Origin of the sequence: Blautia sp. Marseille-P3201T (assembly GCF_900120295.1) — a bacterium.
Classification (GTDB): Bacteria; Bacillota; Clostridia; order Lachnospirales; family Lachnospiraceae; genus Blautia.
Map to the genome: position 1 here is coordinate 698,061 of NZ_LT635470.1, position 16,793 is coordinate 714,853.

The window sequence follows — 16,793 nt, forward strand, 5'->3', positions numbered from 1 at the left end:
TTCTTAAATTATTCTTCTGTTGTTTCTTCTGTTTCTTCCTGAGCTGGTTCAAGAACTTTCATGCTCAAGCTGATTTTCTTTTCTTCTTCGTTGAAATCTACAACTTTTGCAGTAACAACCTGACCTACTTTTAATACATCAGATGGTTTTTCAACGTGTGCTCTGGAAATCTGAGAAACGTGAAGTAATGCATCTACCCCTGGCTCTAATTCGATGAATGCACCGAAATCTGTCATACGAGCGATTTTACCTTCTACAACATTTCCAACTGCATATTTTTCAGCTGCGTTTAACCATGGGTTCTGATCTTCAAATTTCAGACTTAATGCAATTTTATCGCCATTGATTTCTTTAATCAGAACAGTAATTTTCTCTCCTGCTTTAAATACTTTCTTTGGATTTTCTACTCTGCCCCAAGACATTTCAGAAATGTGAAGAAGTCCGTCAGCACCACCTAAATCAATGAATGCACCGAAATCTGTTACATTTTTGATTGTACCTTCAACAACATCGCCTGCGTGAATTCTTTCGAACAATTCTTTCTTCATTTCTTCTTTTTTAGCTACTAAGAGCTGTTTTCTGTCACCGATTACACGGCGTCTTCTTGGGTTGAACTCTGTAATTACAAATTCAATTTCCTGATCCTGATATTTTGTCAGGTCTTTTTCATAAGTATCAGAAACAAGGCTTGCCGGAATAAACACTCTTGCTTCTTCCACGATAACACTCAAGCCACCATCTAATACCTGATTTACTTTTGCTGTAAGCACTTCTTTATTTTCAAATGCTTCTTCTAATCTCTTATTTCCTTTATCAGCTGCCAGTCTTTTATAAGTTAAAAGCACCTGTCCGTCACCATCGTTTAATTTGAGAACTTTTGCTTCCATTGTATCGCCTGGGTGTGCAACAGTTCTTAAATCCAGGTTCTGGTCATTTGAGTATTCATTTCTTGTAATGATACCGTCTGCTTTATAATCAATGTTCAAAATAATCTGGTCTTCTTTGACATCGATAACTGTACCTTCAACTACCTCTCCATTTCTGATTGTTTTAAATGTTTCGTCCAGCATCTGTTCAAAACTTAATTCTGACATGTTTTGAAACCTCCTCAATTATTTTATTCGGGGTTGACGCCCCAGCTGTAATACCTACACATTGAACGGACGGAAAACCTTCAGAATCCAAGTCAGCAAGTGTCTGTATATAGTAAGTGTCCTTACATTCGCTTTTACATATCTCATATAGTTTCTGGGTATTGGAGCTATGTTTGCCTCCTACGACTATCATGGCGTCTACCTGCTTAGCGATTTGAGCTGCTTCAGACTGTCTGTCTTGCGTAGCATTGCAAATCGTATTTAAAACAAGTTTATCATAACCCTTTTCGCCCAAAATTTCAACTATTTCTTGAAAATTATTGTAATTAAATGTCGTCTGAGATACAATACATATTTTTTCTCCACTTTCTGCCAAAAAGCGCTTTGCATCTTCTTTTGTTTTTATAATTGTAGCTTTCCCCTGACACCAGCCTTTAATTCCTACTACTTCGGGATGATTAGGATCTCCCACAATAACAATATGTTTTCCCTGTGCACTTTCTCTCTCTACAATTCTGTGTATTTTTAATACAAAAGGACAGGTTACGTCTACATAAGAAATATTTCTTTCTTCTAAAAGTTCATAAATATACTTCGGAACACCATGAGAGCGAATAATCACAGTTCCTTCTGTAAGATTTTTCAGTTCTTCTTCTGTTTCTAAAACTTTAACACCTTTTTTTTCTAAATCTGATACAACCTCTTCATTATGAATAATCGGGCCGTAGGTATACACAGCTCCTTTGGTTGTTTCTGCAACCTTGTAGACTTCTTCCACAGCTCTTTTTACTCCAAAACAAAATCCGGCTGTTTTCGCAACCTTTACATCCATGATTTTCTCCTGTTCTTTACACTGTCGCTTCTTTATACAAACGAATAATTTCATCTTTCACTTCAACAATATTCATGTTGGAAGAATCCAGTAAAACAGCGTCTTCTGCCTGTTTCAGCGGTGAAATATCTCTGTGCATATCTCTGTAATCTCTGTCATTGATATCAGCCTCAATTTCCTCCAACACACAAGGAACACCTTTTTCTTCCAACTCTTTACATCTTCTCAATGCTCTTGTACGTGCGCTGGCTGTCAAGTAAATCTTTACATCTGCATGAGGCAGTACACAGGTTCCGATATCTCTTCCATCCATAACCACATTTTCTTTAGACGCAAGGACTCTTTGAAGCTCCACCAGCTTTTCTCTGATTTTCGGATTAGCAGAACTGACTGATGCCATATTGCCTACTTCTTCCTGTCTTAAATATTCTGTGACATTTTCTCCATCTAAGATTACCTGCTGTGCACCATTTTCATATACAATAGAAATCTCAGCATTTTCGCAGGCTTCCTCCATTTTTTCTTTTTCTTCCGGCAAAATTCCTTTTCTAATCAAATATAGTGCCATTGCACGATACATGGCTCCTGTATCTACATATATAAATTCCAGTTCTTTTGCCACTGCCTTTGCTATAGTACTTTTCCCTGCTCCTGCAGGTCCGTCAATTGCTATGTTTATTGCCATTATATTTCTCCTTTTATTCTTCTATAAATTCCGCTGCTGCTCTGGCAGTAGACCAGGCAATCTGCAGATTAAATCCACCTGTAACTGCATCCAGATCAAGAACTTCTCCGATAAAGTACAGTCCCTTTACCAGCTTAGACTCCATGGTTTTTGGATTAACTTCCTTCACCTTTACACCGCCTTGAGTAATAATCGCCTCCCGAAACGGACGAAGCTCTACAAGCGTCAACGGGAAATGCTTCACAAAATAAATAAAGTCCTGTCGCTCTTTTCTTGTTATTTCATTAACCTTTTTTTCCGGAGCAATGCCGCCCAGTTCCAAAATAATCGGATACATTTTTGCAGGAAACATACCTGTAATTACATTTTTAAACTGTCGGTTTATTCCTGCTTCAAATTCTCTTAACAGTCTGGCGTCTAATTGTTCTTCTGTCAACGCAGCTTTTAAATCAATATATCCTTGCAGTTCTTTTTTCTCAAGTTTTTTTCCTATATAAGAACTGGCAGTCAAAACAAGAGGACCGGAAATCCCAAAATGAGTAAATAACAACTCACCAAAATCATCGTAAAGAACCTTTTTACCATCTTTTATGGTAAATCGAACATTCTTTAATGCCAGCCCCTGCATCTGTGTTACATATTCTTCTTTTGTTACAATCGGAACAAGCGCCGGACGCAAATCTGTAACCGTATGTCCTGTTTCCTTTGCAAAAGTATAGCCGTCTCCGGTAGAGCCTGTTGCCTGATAAGAAAATCCTCCGGTAGCAATAATTACTTTATCTCCGGAAATTTCGGCACCATTTTTAAGACGTATTCCCTTTATTTGTTTTTCTCCCGCTTCCCCTTCTTCTGTAAGGACTGCCTCCGCTTCACTCTTTAAATGCACTTTTACATCTAATTCTTTCATACGCTTTTCTAAAACACGAATAACATCTGAAGAATGATCTGAAACAGGAAAAATTCTTCCTCCTCTTTCTTCCTTTACTGCTAAACCTAAACTTTCAAAAAAAGAAATCACATCTTGATTACTATATCCATAAAAAGCGCTGTATAGGAATTTAGAATTTGTCACTACAGACTTAAAGAATGTTTCTTCATCACATGTATTCGTAATATTACAGCGTCCTTTTCCGGTAATAAACAGCTTTTTTCCAAGCTTCTCATTTTTTTCGAAAAGATGTACCTCCTGGTTTTTTTCGCCCAGAAAAACGGCTGCGGCCATACCGGCTGCACCGCCGCCAACAATTAGTATCTTTGCCATAAAATGCTCCTTTAATTCTCAGTTTTTTGATGCTTTAGGATCTGTCAGCTCAATTTCATGATTATCTGCCAGATTAATTTCATCGTTATTATACACCTGATACTCATCCCATATTTTCTCCAAAGCCTCTAAAGTCGCCACCACGGTTTTCTGCTTGCGCATACTAAGAGCTACTACCAAAGCATTGACCACACTAAGAGGCGCTACAAGAGAGTCTACAATAGATGCCATGTCACTTCTGGCAATTAAATTACAAGAAGAATATAAATTCATAGGAGAGTGAATACTGTCCGTCAATGTAATTACCTTGGCATTTCGATTATTGGCAAATTCCAGGGCTTTTAAAGTACGCATAGAATATCGAGGAAAACTAATTCCAATAATTACATCTTCCTCCCCAATTCGAATCATCTGTTCAAAAATTTCACTGGCACTATTGGTATTTAAAAGTCTCACTCCATCAAATATCAGATTTAGATAAAAAGCAAGAAATTCAGCCAGAGGAGCACAGCTTCTAATTCCTACAACGTATATATTTCTCGCATTTAAAATTGTTTCTACTGCAAGACTGAATGCTTCATGATCCACTGCTTCTAAAGTCATTTTTATTTTATCTATATCTGAATGCAGTACTGTATCTAAAATTTCTGATTGCGGAACTTTTCCATAAGTCACTTCCATGCGCTGAATAGAATTCAGTTTGTTTCTCACAAGCTCCTCCAGTTCTCTCTGAAATTCAGGATATCCTTTGTACCCCAGATGCGTTGCAAAACGCACAACTGTAGACTCGCTGACACCCACAGTTTCTCCCAGTTTTGCTGCAGTTAAAAAAGCTGCTTTATCATAATTTTCTTTTATATATGCCGCCAGCTTTTTCTGACCTTTACTAAAATTTTGATACTGCACATTTATTTTACTAAGCAGGTGCTCTGTATTGCTCATGAACCTTCCCCTCTTTACTTTTTCTTTCATACTCTTTCTATGATAGCACAGAAATAAAAAAGTTTCAGCAAAAACTTTGCTCCGTTGACTTTTTCCATGAACTTTCCTATACTATTTTATAAATAATCACACACCAAAGAGGAGGCATCTTATGAACCCATTAAAACTCATGGAGCTTCACCGTTTTAAACAAGCTTTTGAAAAAAATCATCCCCGTTTTTTCCCGTTTCTGAAGGCCGTGTCGCAAGAGGCTCTGCAAGAAAATACAATCGTAGATATACAGGTTACTGTTCCATCAGGAAACACCTATAAAACTAATCTAAAGCTTACCGCTGATGATATTGAAATGTTAAAAGAAATAAAAAGAAAAGCTCAGACACCCCATAAAGGGCGCTGAGCCTTTCTTTTTGTTTTATACCTTATACCGGATATGCTCCGTTTTCTGTATCAGCTTCCTTTGGATCTACCTTAGTCTGCTGTGCTTCTCTGTATTTGAAGAAATCCGTTGCTACCTGTGGGAACAATGCATAAGATAATACATCTTCTTCCTGTTCAGACCACTGTGCCATTTCTCCTCTTAATGTATCAAGTTCCGGATCCAGTAAGTCAGCCGGACGGCATGTAATTACTTCTGTGTCACCGATACATTTCTTCTGTACTTCTTTATCAAACGGTTTTACAGTTGCACCGTATTTTCCGCTTAATACGTCTTTTGTTTCTTTTGTAACCATTTTGTAACGTTCACCCATGATTACGTTAAATACAGCCTGTGTACCAACAATCTGAGAGGATGGTGTTACAAGTGGTGGTTCACCAAGGTCTTTACGTACTCTTGGCACTTCTTCCAGAACATCATAGAATTTATCTTCTGCATGCTGTTCTTTTAACTGAGATGTTAAGTTGGATAACATACCACCAGGTACCTGGTACAGTAATGTTTTGATGTTTACACCTAAGTTCTTTGGATTTAACAGACCGCTGTCTAAAGCTTCGTCACGGATTGGACGGAAGTAATCAGCGATTTCAGCCAGTAACTGCTGGTCAAAGCCTGTATCATAAGGTGTTCCCTTAAATGTTTCCACCATAACTTCTGTTGCCGGCTGAGATGTTCCCAGTGCAAATGGTGACATTGCTGTATCGATAACATCTACACCTGCTTCTACTGCTTTTAAGTAAGTCATGGAAGCAACACCGGAAGTATAGTGTGTATGAAGCTGAATTGGAATATCAACTGCTTCTTTTAATGCTGTTACAAGCTCTGTTGCTTTGTATGGAAGCAATAAGCCAGCCATATCTTTGATACAGATAGAATTTGCACCCATATCTTCAACTTTTTTCGCCATATCTACCCAGTAATCTAATGTATAGGCATCACCTAATGTATAGGATAATGCAACCTGAGCATGACCTTTTTCCTTGTTTGCAGCTTTAACTGCTGTCTGTAAGTTACGAAGGTCGTTTAAGCAGTCGAAAATACGAATAATATCAATACCGTTTGCAATAGATTTCTGAACGAAATATTCTACTACGTCGTCTGCATAAGGACGATATCCTAAGATATTCTGTCCACGGAATAACATCTGTAATTTTGTATTTTTAAATCCATCACGGAATTTACGAAGTCTTTCCCATGGGTCTTCTTTTAAGAAACGCAGGGAAGCATCAAAGGTAGCACCACCCCAACATTCTACGGAATGATATCCTACTTTATCCAGTTTTTCTACAATAGGAAGCATCTGCTCTGTTGTCATTCTGGTAGCAATCAGAGACTGATGAGCATCACGCAGAATTGTTTCAGTAATTTTAATTGGTTTTTTCACTACTTCTGCCATCTTTTTTTCCTCCATTTTATTCATCTTGGATTAAACTCCAAAAATCGCCATAAAAGTACCTGCCGCTACGGCTGTACCGATAACACCTGCAACGTTTGGTCCCATAGCGTGCATCAACAGGAAGTTTGTCGGGTCTGCTTCTGCACCGACCTTCTGTGAAACACGGGCTGCCATTGGAACAGCGGAAACACCTGCGGAACCAATCAGAGGGTTAATCTTGCCATGAGTAAGCTTACACATAAGTTTACCGAACAATACACCTCCGGCTGTACCGAATATGAAAGCGATAAGACCTAATAATACGATTTTAAGCGTATCTAATTTCAGGAATGCTTCTGCACTTGTAGATGCACCTACGGATGTACCAAGTAAGATAACTACAATGTACATTAAAGCATTGGATGCTGTTTCTGTTAACTGTTTTACAACACCTGACTCTCTGAACAGGTTACCCAGCATTAACATACCAACCAGCGGAGCTGTTGTTGGCAGAATTAAACATACAACAACGGTGATGATGATTGGGAACAGGATTTTTTCCAGTTTGGATACCGGACGAAGCTGTTCCATTTTAATCTTTCTTTCTTCCTCTGTTGTAAAGAGTTTCATAATCGGAGGCTGGATAATCGGTACTAAGGACATATAAGAATATGCCGCTACCGCAATAGCTCCCATCAAGCCCGTCTGTCCCAGCTTACCTGCAAGGAAGATAGATGTCGGACCATCCGCACCACCGATAATGGAGATTGCTGCTGCTGCTTTTCCGTTAAATCCTAACAGGATTGCAAGGAAATATGCAACATAAATTCCAAGCTGTGCTGCCGCACCTAACAAAAAGCTCTTTGGATTTGCAATCAACGGACCGAAGTCTGTCATAGCACCTACTCCAAGGAAAATCAGAGATGGAAGAACGCTCCATTCATCCAAAATATAGAAAATATGAAGGAGTCCTGCTACTCCGTTTGATGTTTCTTCTGCGCTGGCCATAATATCAGGATAGATATTTACCAAAAGCATACCAAATGCAATGGGAACCAGCAAAAGCGGTTCAAATCCTTTTTTAATGGCAAGATACAAAAAGATAAATGCCACTAAAATCATAATCAGGTTTCCCACTGTCAGATTCATAAAGGCTGTCTGTCCAATCAGGTTTGACACTGTATCTGCAATGTTAGACATTTTTTTACCTCCCATTTATTTATATTACACAGGAATTTTCCTGTCTTGGGAATTTACACTGTATGCAAATTCTAATTCATAGATGCCAGAACAGCGCCGTTATCTACGGAGTCACCTACTGCAACATTAATGCTTGCTACAGTTCCGTCCTGAGGTGCAACAACTGGGATTTCCATTTTCATAGCTTCCAGAATTACAATTGCATCGCCGGCTTTTAAAGCCTGTCCTACATTTGCTTCAATTTTGCAAACTTTTCCCGGTACAGAAGCTTTTACTTCAACAGCACCTGCTGCAGAAGCTGCTGCCGGTTTTGCTGCTGGTGCAGCTTTTGGAGCTGTCTTCGGAGCTGCTTTTGGAGCAGCAGCCGGTGCACCATTTCCAGCTGTTTCTTCAACTGTTACATCGTATGCAACGCCATTTACTGTAATTGTATAAGATTTCATATTCTTTTCCTCCTACGAGCTTAGCCTATCGCCAATTTCTTTTATTTGATTTTCTGATAGAACGTACTACAAACGCATCTGTTGAAGTATTTTCAGATGCTGCAATTGCTGCTGCAATAACTGCTACTAATGTCTGATCATCTGTCAGATCTTCTTCTACAGTTTCTTCTGCAGCCGGCTGTACAGGTGTTGGAGCCGGTACTGGTTCTGCCTCTTTCTTTTTGCCAAATCCTTCTACAAATTTTGGAATGTATTTCATCAAAGAAATAACAAAACTCAAGAACACAAGCATTACAAATACAATAACAAGACCGATTACCGTATTTATTCCTGCTTCCTGCATTTTCTCTGCCATTGAATAGTCAGCACTAAAACCTACGGATTTTCCTGCAAGTTTGATGTCGTAAACAACCTGTACATCTGCGTCTCTTTTTTCAAAATCGCATTCCAGAGTTACAACATAGTTGCTTCCATCTTTCTTAATAACATCTTTCGGTGCTGCTTCCTTGTAGTCAATAAAGCTTCCTAATTCTTCATAAGAGTCAATCCATGAAGTAAAGGCACTCTTAGAAAAATCATCAATGTTTGGATTTTCTTCTAAAACCTGCTCCAGTTCATCCGGATTACTCTGTGTCAGTGTCTGAATAACGTTTACACTGCTGTCGTAAAGATTTTGAGCTACTTTTTCATTGAGCTCATCTTTTGAGGAACCGCAGGCAGTTAAAGATGCTGCCAGAATTCCCACTGAAACTAAACTACCTATTTTTTTCCATGTCTGCTTCATATTAATTCACCTCGCTTAAACCGTGCCATGTTTTTTGCTAGGACGATTTTCTCTCTTTGTGAATAACATTTCAAAAGCACCAATCACATATTTTCTTGTATCTTCTGCCTGAATAATTGTGTCTACATATCCTCTCTTAGCTGCGGAAAGTGCGCTGGACTGTAACATTGCATATTCTGCTGCTTTTTCATTAATTGTAGCAGCATCTGCATCTGCATACATAATCTTTGCAGCCAGTTTCGCATCCATCATACCAATCTGTGCATTTGGCCATGCAAATACCATATCTGCACCGGTAGATTTGCTGTTCATTGTAAGGTAAGCACTTCCAAAAGCTTCTCCTACAATTACATTTACTTTTGGAACTGTTGCACTGATATAAGCATTTGTAAGTTCTGCTGCACTTCTTGCCATATTTGATTCAGAACATTTTGTAGCTTTATAACCTTTTACATTTGTTAAAGTTAAAACAGGAATGTCAAAAGCATCACAGAATTTTACAAATTCAGCAGCTTTTTTGCATCCTCTTGCTGATAAAACTTTATCAAAAGTTTCTGTTTTTTCGCCTTCTTCATTGTAAAGCTCACTTCTGTTTGCAACACATCCTACAGTTGCTCCGTTTAAACGAATAAATCCTGTAACCATGTCTTTTGCGTATTCAGCTTTTACTTCAAAGAATTCCTGATTATCTGCAATCTGAGAAAGTGCAATAGAAGTATCTCCTGCACAGTTTTCCAGCTCAGGACAAACACGATTTAAATCATCTGTACATTCAATGTAAGAAGAATTGTCTTCGAAGTTAGATGGCAGCATAGAAACTAATTCTCTCATCTGAGCCAGAATATCATCTTCGCTTCCCATCACATCTACAAGACCTGCATGTTCACTCTGATATGCCGCACTGGAAGTATCGCATTTGGAAATCTCATTTCCTTCCAAAGCATTTGGAGCATTTACAAAGAGTCTTCCTTTGTTTGCTTCCATGAATGTAAAATCTGTCAGAGCAGGAACAACTGCCAGTCCACCGCCACATGTACCAAAGATACCTGTAATCTGTGGAATTACTCCAGATGCCATAACCTGTTTTGTGTAAATTTCACCAAAGGCATTTAATGCATCTGTTGCTTCCTGCAGTCTTAAACCTGCACAATCAAGCAGTCCGATAATCGGTGCGCCTGTTTTCATTGCCAAGTCATACAGATTTGTGATTTTTTTCGCATGCATTTCGCCGATAGAACCGTTTAACACGGAAACATCCTGGCTGTAAACATATACCAGGCTGCCGTCAATCACACCATATCCGGTGATAACACCATCTGCCGGTGTTTCTTTTTCAGATAAGTTGAAATCTGTGTTTCTGGCTGTTACATAGCCGCCAATTTCAACAAAACTGTTCTCATCAAGCAAAGAAGCAATTCTTTTACCTGCTAAGGTTTGTGCTGTACTACTCATTAATCAGCCCTCCATTTAATTTTTATTTTAACAGCAAAAATCCATTGCAAAATCAATAAATTTCATGCTGTTCACCGGGATTTCTGCACTGCTTTTGTGAGTTTTTTCCGGTTTTTTGCAGAAATCACCTTGTGTTCACTGCATCGCAATAGATTGTTAAAACCAATTTCTGCCGATTTTAATTGTACCTTGTTTCACATTTTTTTTCAATACTTTTTGACAAACTTTTAACCCTAATTTACAGCTCTCCTCCCCTTCTCCCATATTTTCATTTCTTCTTTAAGACAAGGGTATAGTAAATCATAAGTCCCATTTTTCTGTATCTTTATGTTTAAACACTCCGCCCAGAAAAAAGCAGCACAAATATAAGAAGATGTAAGAAAAGGAACTTCCCGGTACTTTCCTGCTACACTGCATATTTTTTCAAAAGAAATCCTGTTCTCTTTGGATAAAAAATCATATTCTTTTCCAATAATTTTGCAAAAAACATATTCAAAAGCAATCCTTGCCTTTTCCCATCGAACTGTATGACAGTTTCTGATCTCTTCCAGAAATCCTAAAAGAATTTCGGCACTTTCTGTTTCTTCATTATTTAGATATTCCCAAAATTCTCCTTTTTGATAAGTACTTTTTTCTGCCTGAAATAAAATATAATCTTTCCAGTTTTTCTCCATAGTCTTCAACATTTTCCCTGTCATAGGGTTTTTGCACAGAGCATACAAAAGAAAATATGTGGCATCTATATATTGCTCTGCTTTTGTAGAAAAATATAGTCCTTGGAATAAAATCCCCTGCTTTTTCATATAACCTCTTTTCTGCCTGTATTAAATTTTGAAATGGATAATTCTGGATAAGATTAGAATTCAGATATGATTTAGAAATTGAATACAGACTTGCCTTTTTTTCATTTTACTACAAAAAAGTCTTTCACTCAACCATTAATTTTTCTGTTTTGAAAAAAGAAGCTGCCGTAATACTCTGAAAACGACAGCTCCTGACTTTTTTACAATGTTACTTTTCTAAAGTTTTTCTTTCCTTTTTTCAGCACAATTCCATCGCCCTGAAGTTTTTCTCCCGGAACCAGATGCTTAATATCTGTAACCTTCTCTCCGTCAATAGACACACCGCCCTGTTCAATGGCACGTCTTGCTTCAGAACGTGTATTTGCCAGTCCGCTTTTGTGTAAAAGAGAAATCAAATCAATATTTCCGTCTACAAGGTCAGACTCTTCAATTTTGGCTGATGGCATATTTGCTGCATTTCCACTGCTGAACAACGCTCTTGCAGCTTCCTGAGCTTTTTCTGCCTCTTCTTTTCCGTGTACTAATGCAGTTAATTCGTAAGCTAAAATTTCTTTTGCTTTATTTAACTGGCTTCCTTCCCATTTATCCATTTCGTCAATCTGCTCCAAAGGAAGGAAAGTCAGCATACGAATACATTTTAAAACATCTGCGTCTGCCACGTTTCTCCAGTACTGATAGAAATCAAATGGAGATGTTTTATTTGGATCTAACCAAACTGCTCCGGACTGTGTTTTTCCCATCTTTTTACCTTCGGAGTTCAAAAGCAAAGTAATTGTCATTGCACAGGCATTTTTACCTAATTTTCTTCTGATCAGCTCTGTTCCGCCCAGCATATTACTCCACTGGTCATCACCGCCAAACTGCATATTACAGCCATATTTCTGGTACAACATGTAGAAATCATAACTCTGCATAATCATGTAGTTAAACTCTAAAAAGCTCAGACCTTTTTCCATACGCTGTTTGTAACATTCTGCAGTAAGCATACGGTTTACAGAGAAATGTGGACCAACTTCTCTTAACAGCTCTACATAATTTAAATCCAAAAGCCAGTCTGCATTGTTTACCATCATTGCTTTTCCTTCTGAAAAATCAATAAAACGTTCCATCTGCTTTTTAAAACAATCGCAGTTGTGCTGAATTATTTCTGGTGTCATCATGGAACGCATATCACTTCTTCCTGATGGGTCTCCAATATATCCTGTACCTCCACCAATCAATGCAATCGGTTTATTTCCTGCCATCTGCAGACGTTTCATCAGACATAATGCCATAAAATGTCCTACATGAAGGCTGTCTGCCGTAGGGTCAAAGCCAATGTAGAAGGTAGCCTTTCCATTGTTAATCAATTCGCGGATTTCTTCTTCATCTGTCACCTGAGCAATCAAACCTCTGGCAACCAGTTCGTCATAAATTTTCATTTTGTTTTCTCCCTTCTGTTTCCCTGAGGACGAAGCTTTTAAACAAAAACGCTCCCGCCCTCTTTATAATTATAAAAAGGACGAGAGCGATAAGCTTTCTCGTGTTACCACCTTTATTCACAGACAACTCGCATTGCCTGCCTCTGTAAGTACAGCCGAAGCGATACTCAAAATGCTATAACGTGCACCTTTCCGTCACAGCCTACTCATTTCTTTTCGGTGTGAAGCTCCGAGATGTATTCATTCTCAACTTCCTGCGCGCCTCTCATCACCCGGCAGCTTTCTGTGCATTTCCCTGAAAATTACTTCTTCTCATCTTTGCTTTTTCATTTACAGCACCAGTATACAAACTTCCTCTATGGTTGTCAAGACATATTCCACTGGTATTCGCCATTTTCCTTAATACCATAGAAATCGCCAAAGTTTAGATCCAAAATATTTTTCTGTATGTTCTCCACAGAAATCTGATTTTTAATTAAATACTGCCAGATACCGCCATGAGAAATATCTCCCTGAAGAAGAACACCTACAACCTTTCCATCACGAATAATAACACGTTTATATTCTTTTGAGTCTTCTCTTACCACCACAGTATCCGTTTCTTCCGGAACAATTACTCCAATGCACATGGAAACAAGTCCAAAGAAATTAATGGTGTTTTTAATAGCATACCTGTCTGTATAGGCAGTCTTTTCCCCACACATATTAAGGGCCGCTGTCTCTCCCTGTTTCTGTGCATTTGGCCAGATACCTGACAAACCGGCTACATCACCTGCTGCATAGACATCTTTGGCTCCTGTTTCCAGATAGTCATCTACTTTAATACCCCTGTCAATGACAATGCCTTCTCCGTCCATGCCTGCTACTGCCGAGCGCACACCTGCTGCTACAATAACCAGGTCACATGGAATTTCCTCTCCGTTGTCCAATACAATACGAGAAATATTTCCCTGTTCATCCATCAATGTATCTGTTGCTTTTCTTCCTAAATAGAAAGAAGCACCTGCTTTTTCAAAACGTTTCTGATATTCAAAGGCACCTGTCTTATCCAGCTGGATAGGAAGAATTTGTTCTGCCATCTCTACAATAGAAACTTTCTTTCCTGTTTCCATAAGTCCGTAAGCAGCATCCAGACCCACCAGACCGGAACCAATAATCACAATATTTTCTGCGTTCTTTGCCATTTCATCAATTGCCTGTGCATCTCTCAAATGACGAAGGCCAAAAACATTATTTGCGTCTCTTAATTTTCCTACAGGCGGGATAAAACTCTCCGCACCTGTAGCAATCAAAAGTTTATCATATCCAATTTCAGTGCCGTCTTCCGTAAACACTTTTTTATTTACGGTATCCAGCTTATTTACTGTTTTTCCTTTTAACCAGTTAATTTTATTTTTCTCAAAAAAATCTGCATCAATAAAGCTAATGCCTTCTGCACTTCTTTCGTGGCTGAGGAATTTATGCAGCATACAGCGTGAATGTACCTGTGTATCCGTAGATATTACAGTAATCTCACCTTGTGCATCTGTCTTTCGAATGGTTTTTGCAGCCATAATACCTGCCGCACCTGCTCCTAAAATCACATACTGCATCTGCCTACACCTCCTCTACCCAGATTGCCTGTTTTGGACAGGCTTTCACGCAGCTTGGTTCTTCACCCTTTTCAATACAAAAGTCACATTTAATGACTTTTGTATGAGTTGTTTCATCCGGTTTCAAAACACCGTAAGGGCAATTCATTACACACATAAAACAGGAACCACATTTTTCAGCATCATACTGTACATGACCTGTTTCTTCATCCTTTTTCAGAGCTCCGCTCATACAGGACATTACACATTCCGGCTGCTCACAGTGTCTGCAAAACACCGGTGTATAACTCCCATCCGGATTTTTATATATAAAATTTCTGGATTCATTTGTAATATCTGTCAAATCTAAAGTATAAACATTTCCGTCATCTTTTCTATGCGCCTGCATACATGCTACGGAACAACTTTTACAGCCATCGCATTTGGCAGCGTCAATCATTATTCTTCTCATCAGATACCCCCGTTCTGTATCACTGAACATATTTTAGATATTTAATCCTGCACGTCTTTCTTCAATAATCTTATCAAGAATATCTGCACTCTCTTTTGCATCTGGATTGATAATCACCTGTCCGCCTGTGAGGTTCTTCATATCTTCTGTTAAAAGTTTTACTGCCAGCTCACTTCCTGTAACAAATGGAGGAAGTCCTAAATGCAGAGGAAGTCCCAGTGCCAGTCCGAAGCATCCGTCAGCAAGAGCCTGTTCCTCTAACCACTGTGCCGCTGAAAGAACTAATGGAAGCTGAGGAATATCTACACCAATTGCTTCCGCTAATTCTGTAGCTACAATTTCAAGACGTCCAATTGCAAGGCATGGACCGAAGTTTAACACCGGAGGAATATTTAATTTTTCACATACAGCACGAAGCTTTGGACCTGCATATTTTGCAGCTTCCGGTGTCATAAGTCCACAGTTTTCAATACCTCCTGAAGAACATCCTGCGGTCAGTACCAGAATATCTTTTGCAATCAGCTCTTTTGTCAATTCTACAGAGAGAACATCATGTCCGCCTGCAGTCAGGTTAGAACATCCTACTACGCCAGCAATCCCTTTGATATCACCGGATACAATTAAATCAATTAACGGTTTCCAGTTGCCTCCTAAGAATTCTTTTAAAGAACCTTCGGAAACACCGGTTAAAGTATGGTCATTTCCATGTTCCGGCATTAAGTTCATAGGAACGTTACCGCGTCTTGCTTTGTATGCTTCAATGATTTCGTCAATAATTTCTTCGCTCTGTTTTTCTCTTTCTTCGAAAACAAATGGTTTCAGTTCCGCATTCGCTTTTTTTGCCACACTGTCAAGACAAATCTGTTTAATCTTTAATTCGTCACAGATTGGCTCAATACCCGGAAGTGTACAGTTAAATTCAGAAAGAACCGCATCAATACCGCCAGTAGCCAGCACTGCTTCACTTGTATAGTTATTTCCTGCATGACCATCAAATACTTCTTCGTAATGAGCGCCTCTAAGCTGTAAGTCCTGACCTACACAAGTACATCCAACCAGTTTAAAGCCTTTTGCACCTGCTGCTTTTGCTTTTTCCACTGCTTCTTTTGATGTAAGTCTTTCCTGCAAATCTACAAAGATTGTATGTTGATGTCCTGTAATCATAATGTTGATATAATCCGGATCAATAACGCGAAGACCAACAGGAGCCATACGAAGTTCAGGTTCTCCTAAAAGTACATCGTTTAACAGGTTTGTAAGAGTCAACCCATATAAGCCTGTGGAAATACCCAGTTTCAGACAGTCTGTATACATATCAACAGGATCAGAGTTTAAGTTTGTAGAACATTTTACAACTCCGTGGAATACTTCACTTTTTGCACCGCCAGGTAAAATACCTAACTCCTGCCATTTTTTGAAACGAGGTGCATAAGCCATTTTTTCAACTAATTCCATTTTTTCGTATTCTGGTTTATATAAATCGTCCAGAACTTTCTGAGCCACCTGTTTTGCAGTATCCCATTTATCTGTTCCCTGAACTCCGAAAATCTCAGCAAGTCTTGCAAGGGATTTCTCACCTTTAATCTCACCTTTGATTTCAGCAGTTTTCTTTACATTTAATGCTGTATTTTCTACAATATGAATATAGCATCCAGAGCCACTTGCCACTGCACGAAGGAAGTTACGTGCAACAATAACATCTGCTGTCGCACCACAAATTCCTCTTGGAGCTTTTGGTGTAATACGACATGGACCATTTGAGCAAAGACGGCAGCATACTCCCTGTAAACCAAAGCCACATTTTGTACTCTGTCCTTCCACTCTATGATGAGAAGTTTCCATAGGTAAATTGCGAATAAATCCTTCCAAAGGTTTATCTGCACTGGCACATGTATTGCATCCAAAACACTGATTCATACTTAATATCCTCCTGATATCTACATTATTTTTTAATCTGTTAAGATTATAACAATACTAAACTAAATTAGTCAAGTATAACTTGTACCATTTTCCATTTCTTTT

At 38.7% G+C, this 16,793-nt stretch carries 16 protein-coding genes and 1 other annotated feature; of the genes, 1 reads left to right on the forward strand and 15 read right to left on the reverse strand.

The annotated features are described in order from the left end of the window. Positions 1-8 precede the first annotated feature (8 nt). Genes rpsA through BQ7352_RS11800 form a run of 5 tightly spaced genes read right to left on the reverse strand, consistent with a single transcriptional unit; the run spans position 9 to position 4,814 of the window. Positions 9-1,094 carry a 30S ribosomal protein S1 gene (gene rpsA / locus BQ7352_RS11780; protein ID WP_072449415.1) on the reverse strand — a complete coding sequence of 362 codons (1,086 nt, stop codon included), beginning with the start codon at positions 1,092-1,094 and terminating at the stop codon, positions 9-11. Beyond that, positions 1,075-1,926, reverse strand: coding sequence for a 4-hydroxy-3-methylbut-2-enyl diphosphate reductase (ispH, locus tag BQ7352_RS11785; RefSeq protein WP_072449416.1), 852 nt, complete (start codon positions 1,924-1,926; stop codon positions 1,075-1,077). Before ispH ends, rpsA begins: the two co-directional genes overlap by 20 nt. 16 nt (positions 1,927-1,942) lie before the next feature. Next, the gene (gene cmk, locus BQ7352_RS11790) at positions 1,943-2,611 is read right to left on the reverse strand and encodes a (d)CMP kinase (protein WP_072449417.1); all 669 of its coding nucleotides are present in this window, start codon (positions 2,609-2,611) and stop codon (positions 1,943-1,945) included. A 13-nt stretch (positions 2,612-2,624) separates the two neighbouring features. Continuing rightward, positions 2,625-3,872, reverse strand: coding sequence for a BaiN/RdsA family NAD(P)/FAD-dependent oxidoreductase (locus tag BQ7352_RS11795; RefSeq protein WP_072449418.1), 1,248 nt, complete (start codon positions 3,870-3,872; stop codon positions 2,625-2,627). A gap of 18 nt (positions 3,873-3,890) precedes the next feature. Beyond that, positions 3,891-4,814 (reverse strand): MurR/RpiR family transcriptional regulator, encoded by a 924-nt coding sequence (locus tag BQ7352_RS11800; RefSeq protein WP_072449419.1) that lies wholly within the window; start codon positions 4,812-4,814, stop codon positions 3,891-3,893. Between the two features lie 151 nt (positions 4,815-4,965). Here BQ7352_RS11800 and BQ7352_RS11805 point away from each other — a divergent pair, with 151 nt between their 5' ends. Further along, a complete protein-coding gene (locus tag BQ7352_RS11805; protein ID WP_072449420.1) occupies positions 4,966-5,211 on the forward strand; it encodes a hypothetical protein in 246 nt (81 codons plus the stop codon). 22 nt (positions 5,212-5,233) lie between these two features. Here BQ7352_RS11805 and BQ7352_RS11810 read toward each other — a convergent pair whose 3' ends face one another. The 10 genes from BQ7352_RS11810 to cooS all read right to left on the reverse strand — a co-directional run bounded on the left by BQ7352_RS11810 (position 5,234) and on the right by cooS (position 16,688). Then, a complete protein-coding gene (locus BQ7352_RS11810) occupies positions 5,234-6,646 on the reverse strand; it encodes an oxaloacetate decarboxylase subunit alpha (protein ID WP_072449846.1) in 1,413 nt (470 codons plus the stop codon). Positions 6,647-6,676: 30 nt separating this feature from the next. Next, positions 6,677-7,825, reverse strand: coding sequence for a sodium ion-translocating decarboxylase subunit beta (locus BQ7352_RS11815; protein ID WP_072449421.1), 1,149 nt, complete (start codon positions 7,823-7,825; stop codon positions 6,677-6,679). Positions 7,826-7,896: 71 nt separating this feature from the next. Then, positions 7,897-8,268, reverse strand: coding sequence for a biotin/lipoyl-containing protein (locus BQ7352_RS11820; protein WP_072449422.1), 372 nt, complete (start codon positions 8,266-8,268; stop codon positions 7,897-7,899). A gap of 25 nt (positions 8,269-8,293) precedes the next feature. Next, positions 8,294-9,052, reverse strand: a complete 759-nt coding sequence (locus BQ7352_RS11825; protein ID WP_072449423.1) for an OadG family protein — start codon at positions 9,050-9,052, stop codon at positions 8,294-8,296. Between the two features lie 15 nt (positions 9,053-9,067). Continuing rightward, positions 9,068-10,504, reverse strand: coding sequence for an acyl-CoA carboxylase subunit beta (locus BQ7352_RS11830; RefSeq protein ID WP_072449424.1), 1,437 nt, complete (start codon positions 10,502-10,504; stop codon positions 9,068-9,070). Between the two features lie 233 nt (positions 10,505-10,737). Beyond that, the gene (locus BQ7352_RS11835) at positions 10,738-11,307 is read right to left on the reverse strand and encodes a hypothetical protein (protein WP_072449425.1); all 570 of its coding nucleotides are present in this window, start codon (positions 11,305-11,307) and stop codon (positions 10,738-10,740) included. 200 nt (positions 11,308-11,507) lie between these two features. Then, positions 11,508-12,728 carry a tyrosine--tRNA ligase gene (gene tyrS, locus BQ7352_RS11840; protein ID WP_072449426.1) on the reverse strand — a complete coding sequence of 407 codons (1,221 nt, stop codon included), beginning with the start codon at positions 12,726-12,728 and terminating at the stop codon, positions 11,508-11,510. Between the two features lie 73 nt (positions 12,729-12,801). After that, positions 12,802-13,056, reverse strand: a binding site (T-box leader). A gap of 37 nt (positions 13,057-13,093) precedes the next feature. Then, on the reverse strand, positions 13,094-14,320 hold the full coding sequence (locus BQ7352_RS11845) for an NAD(P)/FAD-dependent oxidoreductase (protein WP_072449427.1): 1,227 nt from the start codon (positions 14,318-14,320) through the stop codon (positions 13,094-13,096). 4 nt (positions 14,321-14,324) lie between these two features. After that, positions 14,325-14,771, reverse strand: a complete 447-nt coding sequence (locus tag BQ7352_RS11850; protein ID WP_072449428.1) for a 4Fe-4S dicluster domain-containing protein — start codon at positions 14,769-14,771, stop codon at positions 14,325-14,327. A gap of 33 nt (positions 14,772-14,804) precedes the next feature. Continuing rightward, positions 14,805-16,688, reverse strand: coding sequence for an anaerobic carbon-monoxide dehydrogenase catalytic subunit (gene cooS, locus BQ7352_RS11855; RefSeq protein ID WP_072449429.1), 1,884 nt, complete (start codon positions 16,686-16,688; stop codon positions 14,805-14,807). Between the last annotated feature and the right edge of the window lie 105 nt (positions 16,689-16,793).

Bases quoted from the DNA above. Each gene is read 5' to 3' on its own strand.
- cmk (WP_072449417.1), bottom strand. From the start codon at position 2,611: ATGGCAATAAACATAGCAATTGACGGACCTGCAGGAGCAGGGAAAAGT.
- BQ7352_RS11810 (WP_072449846.1), bottom strand. From the start codon at position 6,646: ATGGCAGAAGTAGTGAAAAAACCAATTAAAATTACTGAAACAATTCTG.
- BQ7352_RS11835 (WP_072449425.1), bottom strand. From the start codon at position 11,307: ATGAAAAAGCAGGGGATTTTATTCCAAGGACTATATTTTTCTACAAAA.
- BQ7352_RS11805 (WP_072449420.1), top strand. From the start codon at position 4,966: ATGAACCCATTAAAACTCATGGAGCTTCACCGTTTTAAACAAGCTTTT.
- BQ7352_RS11820 (WP_072449422.1), bottom strand. From the start codon at position 8,268: ATGAAATCTTATACAATTACAGTAAATGGCGTTGCATACGATGTAACA.
- BQ7352_RS11815 (WP_072449421.1), bottom strand. From the start codon at position 7,825: ATGTCTAACATTGCAGATACAGTGTCAAACCTGATTGGACAGACAGCC.
- tyrS (WP_072449426.1), bottom strand. From the start codon at position 12,728: ATGAAAATTTATGACGAACTGGTTGCCAGAGGTTTGATTGCTCAGGTG.
- ispH (WP_072449416.1), bottom strand. From the start codon at position 1,926: ATGGATGTAAAGGTTGCGAAAACAGCCGGATTTTGTTTTGGAGTAAAA.
- rpsA (WP_072449415.1), bottom strand. From the start codon at position 1,094: ATGTCAGAATTAAGTTTTGAACAGATGCTGGACGAAACATTTAAAACA.
- BQ7352_RS11830 (WP_072449424.1), bottom strand. From the start codon at position 10,504: ATGAGTAGTACAGCACAAACCTTAGCAGGTAAAAGAATTGCTTCTTTG.
- cooS (WP_072449429.1), bottom strand. From the start codon at position 16,688: ATGAATCAGTGTTTTGGATGCAATACATGTGCCAGTGCAGATAAACCT.
- BQ7352_RS11825 (WP_072449423.1), bottom strand. From the start codon at position 9,052: ATGAAGCAGACATGGAAAAAAATAGGTAGTTTAGTTTCAGTGGGAATT.
- BQ7352_RS11800 (WP_072449419.1), bottom strand. From the start codon at position 4,814: ATGAGCAATACAGAGCACCTGCTTAGTAAAATAAATGTGCAGTATCAA.
- BQ7352_RS11795 (WP_072449418.1), bottom strand. From the start codon at position 3,872: ATGGCAAAGATACTAATTGTTGGCGGCGGTGCAGCCGGTATGGCCGCA.
- BQ7352_RS11850 (WP_072449428.1), bottom strand. From the start codon at position 14,771: ATGAGAAGAATAATGATTGACGCTGCCAAATGCGATGGCTGTAAAAGT.
- BQ7352_RS11845 (WP_072449427.1), bottom strand. From the start codon at position 14,320: ATGCAGTATGTGATTTTAGGAGCAGGTGCGGCAGGTATTATGGCTGCA.